Source organism: Micromonospora reichwaldensis, from assembly GCF_031845925.1.
In the GTDB taxonomy this organism is placed as follows: Bacteria; Actinomycetota; Actinomycetes; order Mycobacteriales; family Micromonosporaceae; genus Micromonospora; species Micromonospora reichwaldensis.
The window spans coordinates 122,813-139,811 of sequence record NZ_JAVRFL010000003.1; the positions used below are offsets into that span (position 1 = coordinate 122,813).

Annotated in this window: 5 protein-coding genes (1 of these 5 only partly in view); all 5 read right to left on the minus strand. The window is 75.6% G+C overall.

Going from position 1 to position 16,999, the window contains the following annotated elements; translation table 11 throughout:
• Tightly spaced (each overlapping or abutting the next), the 5 genes in view from RM555_RS03210 to RM555_RS03230 form a layout consistent with a single transcriptional unit that may run on beyond the window.
• Positions 1-696, minus strand: a complete 696-nt coding sequence (locus RM555_RS03210; RefSeq protein ID WP_311410362.1) for a hypothetical protein — start codon at positions 694-696, stop codon at positions 1-3.
• A complete protein-coding gene (locus tag RM555_RS03215; protein ID WP_311410363.1) occupies positions 659-1,723 on the minus strand; it encodes a GSCFA domain-containing protein in 1,065 nt (354 codons plus the stop codon). Before RM555_RS03215 ends, RM555_RS03210 begins: the two co-directional genes overlap by 38 nt.
• Positions 1,720-11,055, minus strand: a complete 9,336-nt coding sequence (locus tag RM555_RS03220; protein WP_311410364.1) for a non-ribosomal peptide synthetase — start codon at positions 11,053-11,055, stop codon at positions 1,720-1,722. The genes RM555_RS03215 and RM555_RS03220 overlap by 4 nt, the downstream gene beginning before the upstream one ends.
• Positions 11,055-15,113 carry a non-ribosomal peptide synthetase gene (locus RM555_RS03225; RefSeq protein WP_311410365.1) on the minus strand — a complete coding sequence of 1,353 codons (4,059 nt, stop codon included), beginning with the start codon at positions 15,111-15,113 and terminating at the stop codon, positions 11,055-11,057. The genes RM555_RS03220 and RM555_RS03225 overlap by 1 nt, the downstream gene beginning before the upstream one ends.
• Positions 15,110-16,999: the final stretch of a non-ribosomal peptide synthetase gene (locus RM555_RS03230; protein WP_311410366.1), read on the minus strand. It continues 11,703 nt past the right edge of the window; only the last 1,890 of its 13,593 coding nucleotides appear in the window; its start codon lies off the right edge, out of view — the gene reads right to left on this strand; its stop codon occupies positions 15,110-15,112. The genes RM555_RS03225 and RM555_RS03230 overlap by 4 nt, the downstream gene beginning before the upstream one ends.

Sequence of the window (16,999 nt, forward strand, 5' to 3'; positions counted from 1 at the left end):
TCACAGCCCCCGCGCCAGCAGGTCGGCCACGATCAGCCGGCCGAAGGCGAGGTTGCCGTGGATCGGGTCGTCCGGCTCGCAGAACGCGGCCCGCTGCCGGCCCGCGCCGTCGGTGACCCGGGCCCGCAGGTCCACGATCTCCACGCCGAGCGCGACGAGCGCGCGGCGGATGGTCTCCTGGGCCGCCATGAACACCAGCGGGTCGGACATCCCCGGCACCCGCTGCGGCGGCAGCACCGCGAGGACGCGCAGCCCCAGGCCGAGGGCGTGGCGGTAGAAGGCCAACGCGTCGCGGGCCATGGCGCGCACGATGTCGTCGAAGAGCCCGCTGCCGAGGAATCCCGCCGGGAAGGCGCCGTCGCCCGCCCGGTAGATCCGCCAGTTCTCGGTGGTGGCGAAGAAGTGGGCGCTGAGCCCGAACGTCGAGACCAGCGGGACGGCGAGCTGCCCGACGTCGGCCACGCCCAGCTCGGCCAGGAAGCCGCGGTGGCGTTCCTGCACGGCGGCGTCCCGGAACACCAGGCCGTCGTCGCGGACCTCGAAGAAGCCGACGTTGAAGTCGCGCCCGGAGCCGACCGGCCCGCCGACGAAGGGGACCCCGGCCGCCGTGGCCGCGCGGGCGATCGGCCCGGCGTGCGAGTCGCCCAGCAACAGGAACCTAGCCGGCGCGGTAGTGGTCGAGGACGGCGTCGTCACAGTAGAGGTCACCTCCGTCGGCGTCGGCGCGGCGGTCCGACGCCGTCGCGGTCCGATCCCTCGGCCGGGTCCCGTTCCGGTCGCGTTCGAGGGCGTCGAAGAAGTGGCGCATGACGAAGGCGACCCCCGTCGGCGTCACGGCGCGCAGGTTCGGCGCGAAGAAGACCCCCCGGAACGGGAAACCGGTGATCAGCTCGTACGAGGGGAAGTAGTCGACGTGGTCGTGTTCCTGGGCCAGCTGGCCCGCCGCCGCGCGCAGCACGGACTTGGAGTACGTGGTGGCGGTCAACGCGTGCGCCCCGGTCGCCGTCGCGGTGAGCGGCACCGGCGACACGGTCAGCAGCACGGTCAGCCGGGGGTTGGCGGCGCGCAGCAGCGCGACGACGGCGCAGAGGTCCCGGTGCACCTCGGCCACGGTGAAGTTGTGGAAGAGGTGCCGCCCGGCGTCGAAGGTGCCCCGGACGGTGCCGGGGCAGACCGGGTGGACGGTGCCGGTCGGCACGTCCCGCCAGGCCTCGGTCAGACCGAGGGTGAAGATGAGACAGCCCGCCTCGGCGATCGCCCCCCGCATCGCCGCAAGGGTGGAGCGGCGGGCGGCCAGCGCGGCCTCCGCCGAGTCGTACCCGTCGGGTTCGACCGAGGGGCGGTACGGGTCGAAGAACCGGTCGCCCTCGCACCAGACCTCGTCGGGCCCGGGGTCGTCCGTCAGCGCCCAGGTCAGCCACTGCCGCAGGGTGGCGGCGGTGTAGATGGTGCCCGTGCGGAAGGAGAACGCGCCGTAGTGGCGGGCCCGGCGCTCGGCCTCGGTCAGCCCCGGCGGGGGCAGCTCGACCTCATGCCAGTTCATCCCCTCGTCGCGCAGGGCGGGACCGAGGTGGCGGGCGAAGCAGGAACCGGCGGTGAGGACCGGATCGTCCGGGTCGAGGCCGAACTTCGGCGTCCACACCTCGCCGATGTCCCGCATCTCCGGCTCGGCCACGGCGGTGCGCCAGAACGACCGCGACGGCAACGACTGGTACGGGTTCATCGCGCCGCCCTCGGGTCGGTGGCAGAGTCCGTCTCGTTGATGGCCCCGGCCACCGCGTCCACGTGCGGCGCCCCGACGATGCCGTAGTGGGTGGTGTCGACGAGGTGCCAGGCGAGCCCGGTCAGGTGCCTCTGCCACGTGCGGGCCTGCTCCTGTGGCGCGCCGAGCGCCGGCAGCCCGGCCGTCGGGCGGCCCGCGAGCCAGAGCCGCCCGGGCGTCCCGGCCAGCCGGGGCAGGGTGTGCTGGGCCATGCTCGCCAGGTTGGCCCGGCAGCAGCGCGCCAGCGCGTCCGCGTACGCCGTCGCCGCGGTGTTCGCGCCGGTCGCCGCACCCAGTTCGTGGGCGAAGAGGGCGGCGAGCCGCTCCTCGTCGTACGCCCGGAAGGCCGGCGCGGCGTCCGGCGGCGGCGGGTCGAGCAGGTACAGCTCGTCCGCCGGCTGGCCGGTCGCCTCGGCCTCCGCCGCCATCCCGAGCGCCACCCAGGCGCCGAACGACCAGCCGGCGAGCCGCCAGCGCCACTCGTCGCGGGGAAAGCGGTCCCGCAGCGCGGCGTGGTAGCGCGCGGCCCGTTCCGCCAGCGACCAGGCCGGCTGCCCGGGGCGTGTCAGCGCGGGATCGGCGATGACGCAGACCGTGAGTTCCGGGGCGAGCGCCGACACCAGCGGCCGGTACGCCTGGACGTCACCGCCGACCGGGTGGACCAGGCAGAGCACCGTACGCCCCCGGCCCGCCTGCCAGACCTCCACCGCCACGACGGGGTCGGCGGGGTCGACGGCGCGGACCGGCTCGCCGAGGAGCCCCAGCACCTCGGCCAGGCTCACCCGGTGGCTCAGCTGGGACAGGCCGAGGCTGACGCCGAAGTGCTCCTTGACCCGGTCGATCAGGTCCAGCAGCAGCAGCGAGTCGGCCCCCAGGTCGTAGAGGGACGCGGCCGGGTCGAGCCGGTCGGTGCCCAGCCAGTCGCAGAGCCACTCGCTGACCTGCTCGGCGGCCGACCGGGGCAGTACGGCGGGTGTCGCGTCCGCCGGGCCGGCCGGCGGCGCGTAGAACTCCCGCGCCCGGTCCAGCGCGGTGGTGCAGACGAGCACCTGCGGCAGCCGCAGCCGTAGGGCCTGCGCGAAGATCCGGCGCCCCTCGTCCACGGAGAGGCCGACCGCCAGGTGCGCCCGGTGCCGGGCGTCGGTGGGCAGGGCGTCCCGGGCCAGGCCCACCTCGCTCCAGACGTCCCAGCCCACGGAGATCCGCAGCGTGGCGTCGGCCCCTCCCGCCCGGTGCCGGGCGAAGCCGTCGAGCAGCCCGTTGGTGGCGGCGTAGTCGAGCTGACCGACGCCGCCGAGTTGCGCCGACATCGACGAGCAGTAGACGACGAACGACGGCCGGTGGCGCGCGACCAGCCGCTCCACGAGCAGCGCGCCGTACGCCCTGCCGGCCGTGGCCCGCCGCATCGCGGCCGCGTCCCGCCGGCCGATCAGCCCGCCGGCCGCGATCCCCGCGGCGTGCACCACCCCGTCGACCCGTCGGGTCCGGGCGTCGAGCCGGGCCAGCAGTTCGTCGGGTCCGGTCTCGGCCAGGTCGCCCTCGACGAGGTCGACGCGATCGGCCCAGCGCGCCAGCCCGGCCGGCAGTTGCCCGCGCCGGGCCAGCAGGACCACCCGGCAGTCGTCCTGCTCCAGCAGCCAGGCGGCGATGCTCCGCCCGATGCCGCCGGTGCCGCCCAGGACCACGTACACGGCCGGTCCGGCCGGCAGCGCGCGCGTGGCGGGTACCGCCGGCAGCGGACCCGCGTCCGGCGCGGCCGGTGGGCGGACCGGCAGCAGCGCCTGCTCCCACCAGTAGTTCCCGCGCAGCGCGAGTCGTCGGGGTGGTGGTGTCTCCTCCGCCAGCAGCGCCGCGAGCGCCGGCGCCCAGTCGGCCGGATCGGGGCCCGGCAGGTCCACCCAGTGGCTCGCGACGTCGCCTTCCTGGGGTGCGACCTCGCAGACCCCGGCGAGCAGGCCCAGCTCCGGCCGGCGTACGTCGTCGTGCACGGGTTGCGCCTGCTGCGACAGCCACCAGGCCCGCAGCCGGGGCCGGCGGGGCAGCGCGGCGACGGCTGCCAGCAGCGCCGCCGGGGTGTCGACGCAGGCCCGGTACGAGTGGGCGAGCGTGTCCGCGCCGACCGGCCCGTCGACGGCCAGCGGCAGCGCGTGGAGCCAGTCGACACCGCCGTGTCCGGGCGCGGCCGGCGAGCCGGCGTCGGCGCCGGTCAGCGCGTCGAGCAGCCGGCCCAGCGACCCGGGGTCGGCCGGGTCGGCCTGGTAGCTGTCCGGTCCGAGCCGGGCGAAGCCGTCCGCGGCGGTGACGGCCACCACCCGGGCGTGGGACGCCGCGAAGGCGCGGAGCGCGGCCGGCGGTGGTGGTTCCGCGGCCATGATCACGAGCGTCTCCGGGCGGCGGGCACCGGGGTCGGCCCCCGCGTGCCGCCAGCGCACCCAGTGCGGCTGGTGCAACCACTCGGCCTCGGGCAGCCGCGCCGGCCACGGCTGATCGGCCGCCGCCGCCCCGGCGGGCGATGCCACCCCGGCTGGCAGTGTCGGTCCGGCCGGCGGGGCGGCGCGGGCGAACTCGTGGTCGACGAGAACGAACGCCGGCGGGGGGAAGTCCCAGGGCGGCTGCGCCGGACCGGCCGGCCACCGGACCGGCCGACCGGCCAGCCAGGCGGCGACGAGGTCGGCCGCCGGCGGCGTACCGGCCGGGCCGGTGACCGCGACGGGTGCCGCCTCGACGGGGGTGACCTCGACGGCGGTCGCGGTGCGCAGCCAGGCCACGGCGGCGGCCGCGTCGGCGCAGACGGCCGTCGCCCGCCACCGGCCCGGCGTGCGGCCCGCCTGAAGGTGGCGCAGCACCCGGTGGTAGGCCTCGGGCCGGGCCGTCAGGTAGTCGGCGATGCGGTCGGCGTCGGCGCGCAGGCCGGCCGCGCTGCCGCTGGCGAGCAGCACCACCGGTACGCCGGGGACCGGCGGAGTGTCCGGGCCGGCGCCGACCTGCTCGACCGCCTCGCAGACCAGGTGGGCGTTGGTGCCGCCGATGCCGAAGCTGCTCACCGCCGCCACGCGTGGCCGGTCGACGGGCCAGGGCCGGGCCTTCGTGGGGATGTGGAACGGGGCCGGATCGGGGCCCAGCCGTGGGTTGAGGCGACGGAAGTCGACGTTCGGCGGGATCAGCCCGTGGTGCACGGCCAGCACGGCGCGGACCAGGCCGACCACCCCGGCCGCCGCGCCGAGATGACCGATCTGGCTCTTCACCGAGGCCAGCGCGACGCGACCGGACCCGGCCAGGTCGAACGCCTGGCGTAGCGCCGCCACCTCCACCGGATCGCCCAGCTCCGTGCCGGTGCCGTGCGCCTCCACGTAGCCCACGTCGCCGCTGGTACGTCCGCTGCGACGCAGCGCGGTGCGGATCACCTCACGCTGGCCGGTGACCGACGGCGCGGCGTAGCCGATCTTCTCCGCGCCGTCGTTGTTGACGGCGGATCCGGTGATCACGGCGTAGACGGTGTCGCCGTCGCGCCGGGCCAGCCGCAGGGGCTTGAGCACGACCACGCCCACCCCGCTGGCGCCGACGGTGCCGCCGGCGTCGTCGCTGAACGGCCGGCAGTGCCCGTCCGGGGAGAAGATGTGCTGCGGCTGGTAGCGGTAGCCGGCCGTCAGCAGCGGGTCCACCAGCACGCCGCCGACCAGCATCACGTCGCTGTCGCCCTGGCGCAGCAGTCCGGCCGCGACGTGGACCGCCACCAGTGAGCTGGCGCAGGCCGCCTGCACGGTGAAGGCCGGACCGGTCAGCCGCAGGTGGTAGGCGACCTTCGTGGCCAGGAAGTCCTTCTCGTGGTGCAGCGCCAACTGGAAGGAGTCCGGCAGCCGCGCCGGATCGGCTTCGCGCAGCATCGTCTGGAAGTACGTGTTCTCGCCGCAGCTGGCCAGCAGGCCGACCCGCTGCCCGGCGGGATCGGCGATGCCGGCGTGCGCCAACGCCTCGACGCAGCTCATCAGCAGGTGCCGCTGCTGCGGATCCATCAGCCGCGCCTCCTGCCGGCTGATGCCGAAGTGCCCCGGGTCGAAGCCGAGCATCCCGGCCAGCTGGCTGCGGGCGCCGACCAGGCCGTCGGCGGCGTCGAAGTGCTCGATGCCCCGGTCGCCGGCCTCCACCATGGCCCAGAAGGCGGCCAGGTCGGTCGCGCCGGGCAGCCGGACGGCCATCCCGACCACGGCGACCGGCTCGTCCGCCGCGCCGGCGACGGCCCCGTCCCGACCGCTCACCGCCGCCTCCGTGGCCCGCCGCTCGGTGAGGAACCGGGCGAGGCGGCGGATGGTGACGTGCTCGAAGAGGTCGGGGATGCTCAGCGGCAGCCCCTCGGCGGCGCAGCGCAGGTGGAAGCGCATCAGGTCGAGGCTGCCCGCGCCCTGGTCGAAGAAGCGCCGGTCGGGTGCGATCGGCGTCCCGACGACCTCCTCGAAGAGCCCGGCCAGCCGGGACTCCAGGACCGACATGACCGGCGCCGGCGCGGCGGCGCCCGGCCGCAGCTCCTCGCCCGGTGCGGTCAACGCGCGGCGGCGGTCCAGCTTCCCGCTGGCGGTACGCGGCAGCTCGGGCAGTCGCCGGAACCGGTCCACCCGCACGTACCCGGGCAGGAGCCCCGCCAGATGACCGGTCAGCTCCTCCGGGGACGGTGGATCCGCCCGCAGCTCCAGACAGGCGACCAGGTGCGGATCGTCGCGGACCACCACGGCGTTGACGACCGCCGGGTGCGTCAGCAGGGCCGCCTCCACCTGGCCCAGCTCCAGCCGGTGCCCGCTCACCTTCACCTGCTGGTCGTCGCGGCCCAGGTAGTGCAGCAGACCGTCCCGGTCGAACCGGGCCTGGTCGCCGCTGCGGAAGAACCAGCCGTGGCCGGGCAGCTCGACGAAGCGGGCCCGGTCGAGCGCCGGATCGTCCAGGTAGCAGGGCGCCACCAGCTCTCCGCCGATCAGCAGCTGCCCGGGGCAGTCCGGCGGCACCACCTCGTCGGCGGAGTCCACCACCCGCAGCCACGTGTTGGCGACCGGGCGGCCGATGGCGGGTCGGGCCGGCCAGGTGGCCGGGTCGCCGTCGAGGCAGAGGCTGCTGACCACGTGGGTCTCGGTCGGGCCGTAGTGGTTGAACAGGCGCGCACCGGGCAGGCCGGCGAACCATCGGCGGATGCTGTCGGTGCAGATCAGCTGCTCGCCGGCGGTGACGACCTCCCGCAGCCGGGACGGGTACCGGCCGAGGCGGACCCCGTGCTCGGCCAGGAGTTGCAGGGCGACGTACGGCAGGAAGATCCGCTCGATGCCGGCGGCGTCGAGGTGCGCCAGCAGGGCCGGCATGTCCTGCCTGAGGCCGGGGCGGGGAAGGTGCAGGGTGCCGCCGCCGCAGAGCGTGCCGAAGATCTCCTGGAAGGAGACGTCGAAGGAGAGCATGGAGAACTGAAGGGTCGCCGCCGCGCCCGCCAGGCCGCCGGCCTCGCTCTGCCATTGCAGGAGGTTGACCAGCAGGGCGTCGCCGACCTGCACCCCCTTGGGCGTGCCGGTCGAGCCCGAGGTGAAGAGCGTGTAGAGGGGGCGGCCGGCGTACGACGGTGCGACGGGCGTGGCCGACCGGGACAGCACCACCGGGTGCCGGGGGTGGGCGCCCTCGTCGATCACGTCGAGGGCGGGCTCGTCGCCGGGCGCCAGCAGCACGCAGAGCGGGTCGACCTGGCCCAGGACCTGGCGCAGCAGCGCCGGCGGGTAGGCCCGGTCGAGCGGCACGACGGTGAGGTTGAGCCGGGCCGCCGCGAGCAGCGCCACCACGTGCTCCACCGACGGTTCGAAGAACAGGGCGACGCGGTGCCGGTCGCCGGCCGACACCGGCCGGTCCCGCAGCAGTTCGGCGGCGAGCCCCGAGGCGTACGCGTCGAGGTCGCCGTAGCTGAGGCGACGGTCGCCGGCGACCAGCGCGGTCGCGGTCGGCTCCGCCCGCACCCGCCGGGCGAAGGCCTCGGCCACGGTGGGGAAGTCCGACGGGGTACGCGAACCCCGGCCGGGCTCGGGCAGGCCGCTGCGGTAGGGCCGCACCAGCTCGGCCAGGGTGCTCGGGCCGGCGCCGGTCAACGCGTCGAGGCCGCGCCGGAACAACTCGGCCGCCGCCGTCACGTCGGCGGCGTCGAAGTGCTCGTCGGCGTACTCCCAGAGGCAGTCGAAGCCGGACTCGTGCGCGACGACCGAGAGGGTGAGCGGACACTTGGCCTCGGTCGGGGCCAGCCAGACCGGCCGGGACGCGCAGCCGGGCAGCGCCAGCGCGGAGAAGTCGGTGTTGTCGAGGACGAAGAGGAAGTCGAACAGCGGCGCGTCGGCACCGAAGTCGTGGTCGGCGACGGCGTGCGCGAGCGCCACGTCCTGCGCGTCGAGCACCGCGCGTACGGCGTCGGCCTGGCGGCGCAGCTGCGCCCGCAACTCCTCGGCGGGTGCCAGCGCCAGGGGCAGCAGCACCGTGTTGGCGAACATGCCGACACTCGCCTCGAAGTCGCGTACGGGGCGGTTCGCCACCGGGCTGGCGACGCGCGGATGGGTGCGGCCGGTCACCCCGTGCACGGCCCAGCCGAAGAGCGTCAGCAGCAGGGGGAAGCGGGTCAGGCCCAGTTCGGCGCCGAGCCGGTCGAGGGCGGCGCGGCGTTCCGGGCCGATCGTGGTGTGGAGCAGGTGGTCCCCGGTGCCGCCGCCGTGCTCCCGGACCGGCCGCAGCGGCGCGGCGACCTCCGCCACGTCGGCGTAGTGGCCGCGCAGGGCGTCGCGTTGTGCGCGGTAGGCAGGCCGGGTGAACCACTCGGCCTGCCACCGGGCGTAGTCCAGCGGGGTCGGGGCGGGCTCGTCCTCGTCCTCGGTCGTGCCGGCCAGCGCCGCCGCGTACGCGGTCGACAGTCCACGGAACAGGACGTCGAGCGACCAGCCGTCGACCGCGATGTGGTGCAGGTGCAGCAGGAGCACCCCGCCGCCGTCGCGGTCCAGCCAGTACGCCCGCAGCATGCGCGGTTGCCCGAGGTCGAAGGGGGCGGCGAAGAGGGCACGGGCGCGCTCGCGCCACCCTGCCCAGTCGCCCTCGCCGGCCCAGTCGCTGTCGCCGGTCCCGTCGCCGGCTCCGGCTCCGGCTTTGTCAGCGTCGGAAGCGGGAGTGGAAGCGGGGGCGGGAGTGGGCTCGCGCCACGGGTCGTAGGGTTCGCCGACCTCCTGGCGCAGCCCTTCCGGCGTGGCCCGGAAGGCGGTCCGCAGCGCCGGATGACGCGCCACCACCCGGCGCAGCGCGTGCCGCAGCGCGTCGACGTCGATCCGGCCGCGCAGCTCGAAGGCGAGCCCCACGTGGTAGGCGGTGGACGCCGGCGACCGTTGCTGCAACAGCCAGAGCCGCTGCTGCTCCGAGGTGGCCGGCGCGGACCGGGCCCCGGACGGGGGCGCCGGCACCGGGTACGGCGAGCCGGTCGCGGTGCGGGCCGACGCGACCGCCGCGGCCAGCTCGGCGAGGTCGCCGCCCAGCACCACCGCCTGCGGCACCTCGGCGCCCCAGCGCCGCTGGATCTCGAAGCGCAGCCGCAGCGCCTTCAGCGAATCCCCGCCGCTGGCGATCCACCGGTCGTCCGGTCGCAGGTCGGGCACGCCCAGCACCTCGCCGGCCAGCCCGAGCACCGCCCGCTGCCACGCCGTGCCGGCCGCCTCGGCGGGACCGCCGTCGCGCCCGTCGTGCGGGTGCGGGTCGTGGCGTCCCTCGTGCCCGTCGTGTGGGCGCGGGTCGTCGCGCCCACCACGCCAGGGCGGGTCCTCGCGCCGCAGCAGCGCGTCGGCGTCCACCTTGCCGTTCGCCGTCAGCGGCAGCGCCCCGACCCGGTGGACCCGGTGCGGGCGCAGGTACGGCGGCAGAGTCGCGGCCAGGTGCCGGTCGAACTCCGCGAACGAGAGATCGGGAGCCGTCACCAGGTACGCCAGCAGCTCGTTCGTGCCGTGCACGGGGTCCCGCCGGGTGCACACGTACGCCTGCCGGACCCCCGGGTGGGCGAGGACCTGCCGCTCCACCTCGCCGGGCTCGACCCGGAAGCCCCGGACCTTGACCTGCCGGTCGACCCGGCCGACGTACTCGACGCGGCCGGCGGCGTCGGCGCGCACGAGGTCCCCGGTGTGGTAGTGGCGGCCGGCGGAGTCGTCCAGCCAGGGCAGCCGGACGAAACGCGCGGCGGTCTCCTCGGGCAGGTTGCGGTAGCCGGTCGCCAGCGCCGCGCCGCCCAGGTACAGCTCGGCGACCTCGCCCGGCGCGGCGACGCGGACACCGTCGACCACCAGGTGCGCGTCGGTGCCCGGCAGCACCCGGCCGATCGGCACCACCTCGGCGTCGAAGTCGCGCGGGATCGGGTGGCACAGGGCGAACGTGGTCGCCTCGGTGGGCCCGTAGACGTTGTGCAGCCGGGTGCGGCTGGCGGGGTTGTCGCGGTACCAGCGGCGAATCAGCCGGGCGTTGAGCTGCTCGCCGCCGACCAGCACCTGGCCGACGTCGGCGAAGCAGTGCGGCCGTTCGTCGACGACCGTGTTGAACAGCGCCACGGTGATGAAGAGCGTGTCGATCCGCTCCCGGCGCAGCGCGGCGTCGAGCAGGTGCGGCGTCGCCACCGTCTCGTCGTCGAGCACGACGCAGCAGCCGCCGGTCAGCAGCGGCACCCAGACCTCGAAGCTGATCGCGTCGAACGCCGGGTTGGCGAGGCTCGCGTAGCGGGCCGCCGGGGGCAGCGCGACGTAGCCGGGGCGGGCCAGCCGCAGGATGCCCGCGTCGCGTACCTCCACGCCCTTGGGGCGGCCCGTGGTGCCCGAGGTGTAGAAGACGAACGCGACCGGCGCGGGCGGCCCGTCCGACCCGGTCGCCGGGTCTCCCGCCAGCAGCGCCTCCGCCGGCAGCGGCCGCACCCCGTCGGGCAGGTCGCCGGGCACGTCCGGGCCGTGGACCACCGCCACGGCGCCCGAGTCGCGCAGCATGTGGTCCCGCCGCCCGGGCGGGCTCTGCCGGTCCAGCGGCACCACGGTCGCGCCGAGCCGCAGGATGCCGAGCATGACGCAGACCAGCCGCCAGCCGCGCGGCAGGTGCACCGCGACGGCCTGACCCGGGCGGGTCCCGACCCGGCGCAGGGACCGGGCGACGGCGGCGCTGGCGGCGTCCAGGTCGGCGTAGCTGAGACGCCGGTCGCCGTCGGCAACCGCGACCGCGTCAGGGGTACGGCTGGCCTGGGCGAGCACGGCGTGCGCGAGACCGGGACCCTGGACCATCACGCCTCCCGTACGGCCGGCGTCGTCGGACGGGCGTCGGAGAGCCGGTCCATCTCGCCGCGCAGCAGCGCGGCGACCCGCAGCACCACGGCGCTCTCCAGGATGTCCCAGTGGTCGCAGTGCACCCGTTCCAGCAGGAAGTCGGCGTCGCCGCGCCGCTGCCAGAAGGCGCGCACCTCGCGCAGGAAGGCCTCGTCGCGCCCGGCGGTGGCCTGCAACAGCACCAGCCGGGCCGGCGACGCGGGGGTCGGATAGTCGCGCATGGTGGACCGGTTGTGGTTGTAGACGCGGTGGTACTGGTCGATCTGCTCGTCGTCGATGCCCGGGTACATCCCGTTGAACTTGATGAGCTTGTCGCGGAACTCGGCCATGTCCACCGGCTCGATCGCGCCCCGGTGGGCCGGGTCGTCGGTGCCCAGGGTGTCCAGCAGGACCACGCTCAGCCCGGGATGCCCGGCGAGGGCCAGCCGGCGTCCCATCTCGTACGCGACCAGCCCGCCGTAGGAGAGCCCGGTGAGCACCACCGGCCCGTCCAGCAGGTGCGCGACCTGCCCCAGGTACGCCTCGGCCATCGCCTCCACCGTGGGCAGGAACTCCTCGCCCGGGTTCACCCCCGGCGACTGGATCCCGTACACGCCGAGGGACTCCGGCAGCGCCTTGGCCAGCGACAGGTAGCAGAACGCGGTGCCGCCGGCCGGGTGCACGCAGATGACCCGGCCGGCGCCGTCGCCCGCCCGGAACTCGATCAGGTTGCTCGGCGGCCGGCCCGACGCGCCCCGCCGCAGCCGGCCGCCCAGCGCCTCGATCGTCGGGTGCAGCATGATCTCGTGGACCGGCAGCGGCTCGCCGAACGCCTCGCCGATCGCGTGGGCCAGCTTGATCGCCGAGATCGAGGTGCCGCCCACGTCGAAGAACCGGTCGCCGATGCCGATCTCCGGGTGCAGCAGCAGGCGCTTCCAGATCTGGTAGAGGGTCAGCTCGATCTGGTCGCGCGGGCTGGCCAGGTTGACCTGCCAGGGCGCGCCGGTACGGGCCAGCCGCAGCACCTCGTCGCGGTCGAGCTTGCCGTTGGCGGTCAGCGGCAGCCGCGGCAGCTCCACGAAGAGCGACGGGATCATGTAGCCGGGCAACCGTCGCGACAGCGCCTCGCGCCACTCGCTGACCAGCAACGGCGCCGCCCCGCCCCGGGCCACCCCGGCGACCAGCCGCGGCTCGCCGGCGGCGTCCGAGTCGACCAGCACCGCCGCCTCGCGTACGTCCGGCCGGTCCCGCAGCGCGGCCTCGATCTCGCCCAGCTCGATGCGGAAGCCCCGGATCTTGACCTGGCCGTCGCGGCGGCCGAGGTACTCGATGTTCCCGTCGGGCAGCAGCCGGGCCAGGTCGCCGGTGCGGTAGAGCCGTTCCCCGGGCACGAACGGGTCGGGAACGAACCGCTCGGCGGTCGCACCCGGCCGGCCCAGGTAGCCACGGGCGACACCGACGCCACCGATGTGGATCTCGCCGGTGACCCCGACGGGCACCGGCTCCAGCCGCTCGTCGAGCAGGTGGACGCGGGTGTTGGCGATCGGCCGGCCGATCGGGCACTGCCGGGCGGACGGCTGCGGGTCGAGGTACGCGGTGCTGTAGACGGTGGTCTCCGTCGGCCCGTACCCGTTGAGGACCCGCAGCCCGGGCAGGGCCTCCTGCATCCGGTGCAGGCCCTGCTCCGGCAGCGGTTCGACCCCGACCAGCAGTTGGCGCAGCGCCGACCCGGCCAGGCGGGCCGCCGGATCCTCGTCGATCCACCGGACGAAGGCCGGCGGCAGGTAGGCCTGCACGACGCGGTGCTCGCGCAGCCAGCCCATCAGCGCCGCCGGGTCGCCGCGCAACTTCTCCGGTACGAGGTGCAGCGCCCCGCCCGTGGTCAGCGGCAGGAAGATCTCCTGCACCGAGACGTCGAAGCCGACGCTCGACCAGAGCGCCGCCGCCTCCCCCTCGGCGGCGCCGAGCCGCGACACCCAGTGGTCGAGCAGGTTCACGACGCCGCCGTGGCCGACCGCGACGCCCTTGGGGCGGCCCGTCGAGCCCGACGTGTAGATCACGTACGCCAGGTTGGCGGGGTGCACGACGACGCCGGGCGGACCGTCGTGGCGCCCCTCGGCCTCGACGGCGGCCAGGTCGTCCTGGCCGAGCACCAGGGCCGGCGCCGCGTCGGCGACCATGCCGGCGAGCCGCTCCGGCGGCAGGGCCGGGTCCAGCGGCAGGTAGGCGGCCCCGGCCTTGAGCACGCCCAGGATGGCGACGATCAGCCCGGCCGAGCGCCGCGCGTGCAGGCCCACCACCTGGTCGCGGCGTACGCCCCGGGCGATCAGCGCGTGCGCCAGGCGGTTGGCCCGCCGCTCCAGCGTCGCGTAGTCCAGCCACTCGTCCTCGTCGGCCACGGCGAGGGACTCGGGGTGCCGCCGCGCCTGCGCCGCGATCCGCCGCACCACGTCCGCCGGGTCGGTGGGTGGTCGCGCGGTGCGGTTCCACTCGACCAGCAGGCGGTGCCGCTCGTCCGCGCCGAGCAGCCGCAGCGCGCCGACCGGGGCCGACGGATCGGCCGCCACCTGGGCGAGCAGGCGGACGAAGTGCCCGGCCAGCCGGTCGATCGTCGCGGCGTCGAAGAGGTCGGTGTTGTACTCGAAGATGACGTGCAGCTCGTCGGCGTGCTCCATCACCTCGACCGACAGGTCGAACTTGGCCGCGCCGGTGCTGCTCGACAGGGGCCGCAGCTCCAGGCCGGGCAGCTCCAGCCGGCCGCGCGGGATGTTCTGCAGCACCAGCATCACCTGGAACAGCGGCGAGTAGCTGGTGTGCCGCTCCGGGTTGAGCGCGTCCACGAGCTGCTCGAACGGCAGGTCGGGATGGGCGTACGCGTCGAGCAGGTGGCGGCGTACGTCGGCCAGCAGCGCCGCGAAGGACTGCTCCGGGTCCAGCCGGTTGCGGATCACCACCGTGTTCACGAAGTGGCCGATCAGGCCCTCCACGTCCCGGTGGTTGCGGTTGGCGAACGGGGTGCCGACGCAGACGTCGTCCTGCCCGCTGTAGCGCCACAGCAGCACCGACAGGGTGGCCATGAGCGTCATGAAGAGCGTCGCGTCGCCGGCCCGGCCCACCTCCCGCAGGCCCCGCAGCACCGCGGCGTCCACCGTCGTGCCGTGGGTCTCGCCCCGGTAGCGCTGCACCGCCGGGCGGGGCCGGTCGGTCGGCAGGGCCAGCAGCGCGGGCGCACCGGCCAGCGTCCGCGTCCAGTAGCCGAGCTGGCGCTCCAGCTCGCCGCCGCCGAGGTGCCGGCGCTGCCACAGCGTGTAGTCCGGGTACTGCACGGGCAGCTCGGCCAGCGCGGGAGCCTCGCCCCGCGCGTACGCGGCGTAGAGCGCGGTGACCTCGCCGATCAGGATGCCGACGGACCAGCCGTCGGCCACCATGTGGTGCACGGTGAGCAGCCAGCGGTGCTCGTCGGGCGCCAGCCGGAGCAGGGCGCTGCGGAGCAGGGGGCCGGCGGCCAGGTCGAACGGCGCCCGCGCCTCGGCCTCGGCGGCCTCGTCGGCCCGGCGGGAGCGCTCCGGGCGGGGGAGCGCGGTGAGGTCCGCGACCGGCAGGGCGACCGGCTCGGCGGGCCGTACCACCTGGCAGGGCTCCTCGTCGACCAGCGCGAAGACGGTACGCAGCGCCTCGTGCCGGCGTACCACCTCGGTCAGGGCGCGGGCCAGCGCGGCCACGTCCAGCGCGCCCACGACGTCGAACGCGACCGGGTTGTTGTAGAAGGGGTTGCCGGGGGAGAGCTGGTCGAGGAACCAGAGCTGCCGTTGGGCGAACGCGACCGGCACCGGCGCGTCCGGTCGCGGCCGGCGGGGGATCGTGTCCTGGTCGGCGCCGGTCAGGATCGCGACCAGCTCCTCCTTGTGCAGCTTGAGGTCGGCCAGCAGGTCGGGCGTGAGGACCTCGCGGGAGCCCGTGAGGCGCAGCCGGTCGCCGTCGACCCGCAACCCGACCGCGTGCCGGTTGAGCGTGTCGAGCAGCTCGTAGGCGTTCACAGCTCGACCGTGATCGTGTCGGTGGTGGCGGCGTCGGGCTCGGCCGGCTCCGCCCCGGGACGGCCGCCGCCGAGCAGCGCGTAGACCAGCCGGTGCGAGGGTTCCAGGTCGAACAGGGCGGGCAGCTCCGCCGTGTCCAGGGCGCCGACGCCGCACAGGCCGAGACCGTGCTCGGGGGCGGCCATCGTCAGCAGCTGGGCCATGGCGCCCGCCTCGATCGCGGTGAAGGTCGCACTCTGCTCCTGGTAGAGGGGCTCGATGGCCGCGCGCTGCGCCACCAGGAACAGCGCGAACGCGGCGGCCTCGAAGACCGGCCGGTTGACGAAGTAGTCGAAGGCGTCGGGGCTCAGCTCGCGGTCGTGGCCGAGCGCCAGCAGCCGGTGCGTCGCCGGGTCGTGGTAGTACGCCCCGCCCGGCACCCCGTCGATGCGTCCCGCCTTGACCAGGACGTACGTCTGCACGGCGTAGGTGCCGCCGGCCGAGCCGTACTGGAACTTGGCCCGACCGTCGACCTCCCGCTGGGCGAGAGTGGCCAGCAACCCGCCGAGCGCCTCCGCCGGCAGCGGGTCCGCAGCGAAGCGGCGCACCGTGCGGTAGCCGGTGTACCGCCGGTCGTACGCCGGGTCGGCCGGCGCGGTCAGCGCGACCGCCGGGGTGTCGGGCGCGAAGCCGCGACGGCCCCGCCCGTCCGAGGTGAACGCGGCGCGCGCGGCCGGGTCCTCGACCACCGTGGCGGCCCGCTGCGCGGTCGCGACGACGGCCCGCTCGGCGGTGTGTTCGCGGAACATCCGTAGCAGGTCGGTGAGGGTCGGCTGGCGCATCAGCCGGGCCAGCTTCGGCCGGAAGCCCAACGCCCCGGAGAGGGCGTTCGTGATCCGGACGATGTCGATCGAGGTGGCGCCGAGCAGCAGCAGGTTGGCGTCGGGCGCGACGACGGGCAGGTCGAGGATCTCGGCGACGATCTCCACCAGCCGCTGCTCGGCCGGATCGGTGAGCACCGGCGCCTCGGCGACGGTCTCCGGCGACGGTTTCGGGTCGGGGAGCTGGCCCCGGTCGACCTTCCCGTTGGCGGACAGCGGCAGCGCGTCGAGGACGGTGAACGACGACGGCACCATGTACGCCGGCAGCCGCTGCTCCAGGTACGCCACGAGGGCGGCCGGCTCGGGCGCGGGACCGTCCGCCACCACGTACGCGGCCAGCCGCTTCTCGCCCTGCGCCTGACCGAGCAGCCGCAGCGCGGCGGCGCGTACCCCCGGGTGGCCCTCCAACGCCGCCTCGATCTCACCCAGCTCGATCCGGTAGCCGTGCACCTTCACCTGGCCGTCCTCGCGGCCGAGGAACTCGATCGTGCCGTCCGGGCGCAGCCGGCCCAGGTCGCCGGTGCGGTAGAGCCGCTCGCCGCTGACCGGGTGGACGACGAAGCTGGCCGCCGTCGCCGCCTCGTCGCGCCAGTAGCCCCGCGCCAGCCCGGCGCCGCTGATCCAGAGATCGCCGGTGGCCCAGGTGGGCCGGGGGCGCAGGGCCTCGTCCAGCACGTGGACCCCCTGATGGGCCAGCGCCCGACCGTAGGGGATGCTGCGCCAGGCCGGATCGACCTCGTCGACCGGGTGGTGGATGGACCAGATCGACGCCTCGGTGGCGCCACCGAGGCTCTCGACCCGGATCCCGGGCAGCGCCTTGCGCAGCCGGTCGGGGAGGGTGAGCGGGATCCAGTCCCCGGAGAGCATGGCCAGCCGCAGCGACGCCGGCAGCGGATGGCCGGCGTCGGCGTCGTCGAGCAGCATGCCGGCCAGCGCCGGCACCGAGTTCCAGACGCTGACCCGGTGGGCGTGGGCCACCTCCCGCCAATGGGCCGGGTCGCGGGCCAGTTCCGGGTCGAGCGTCAC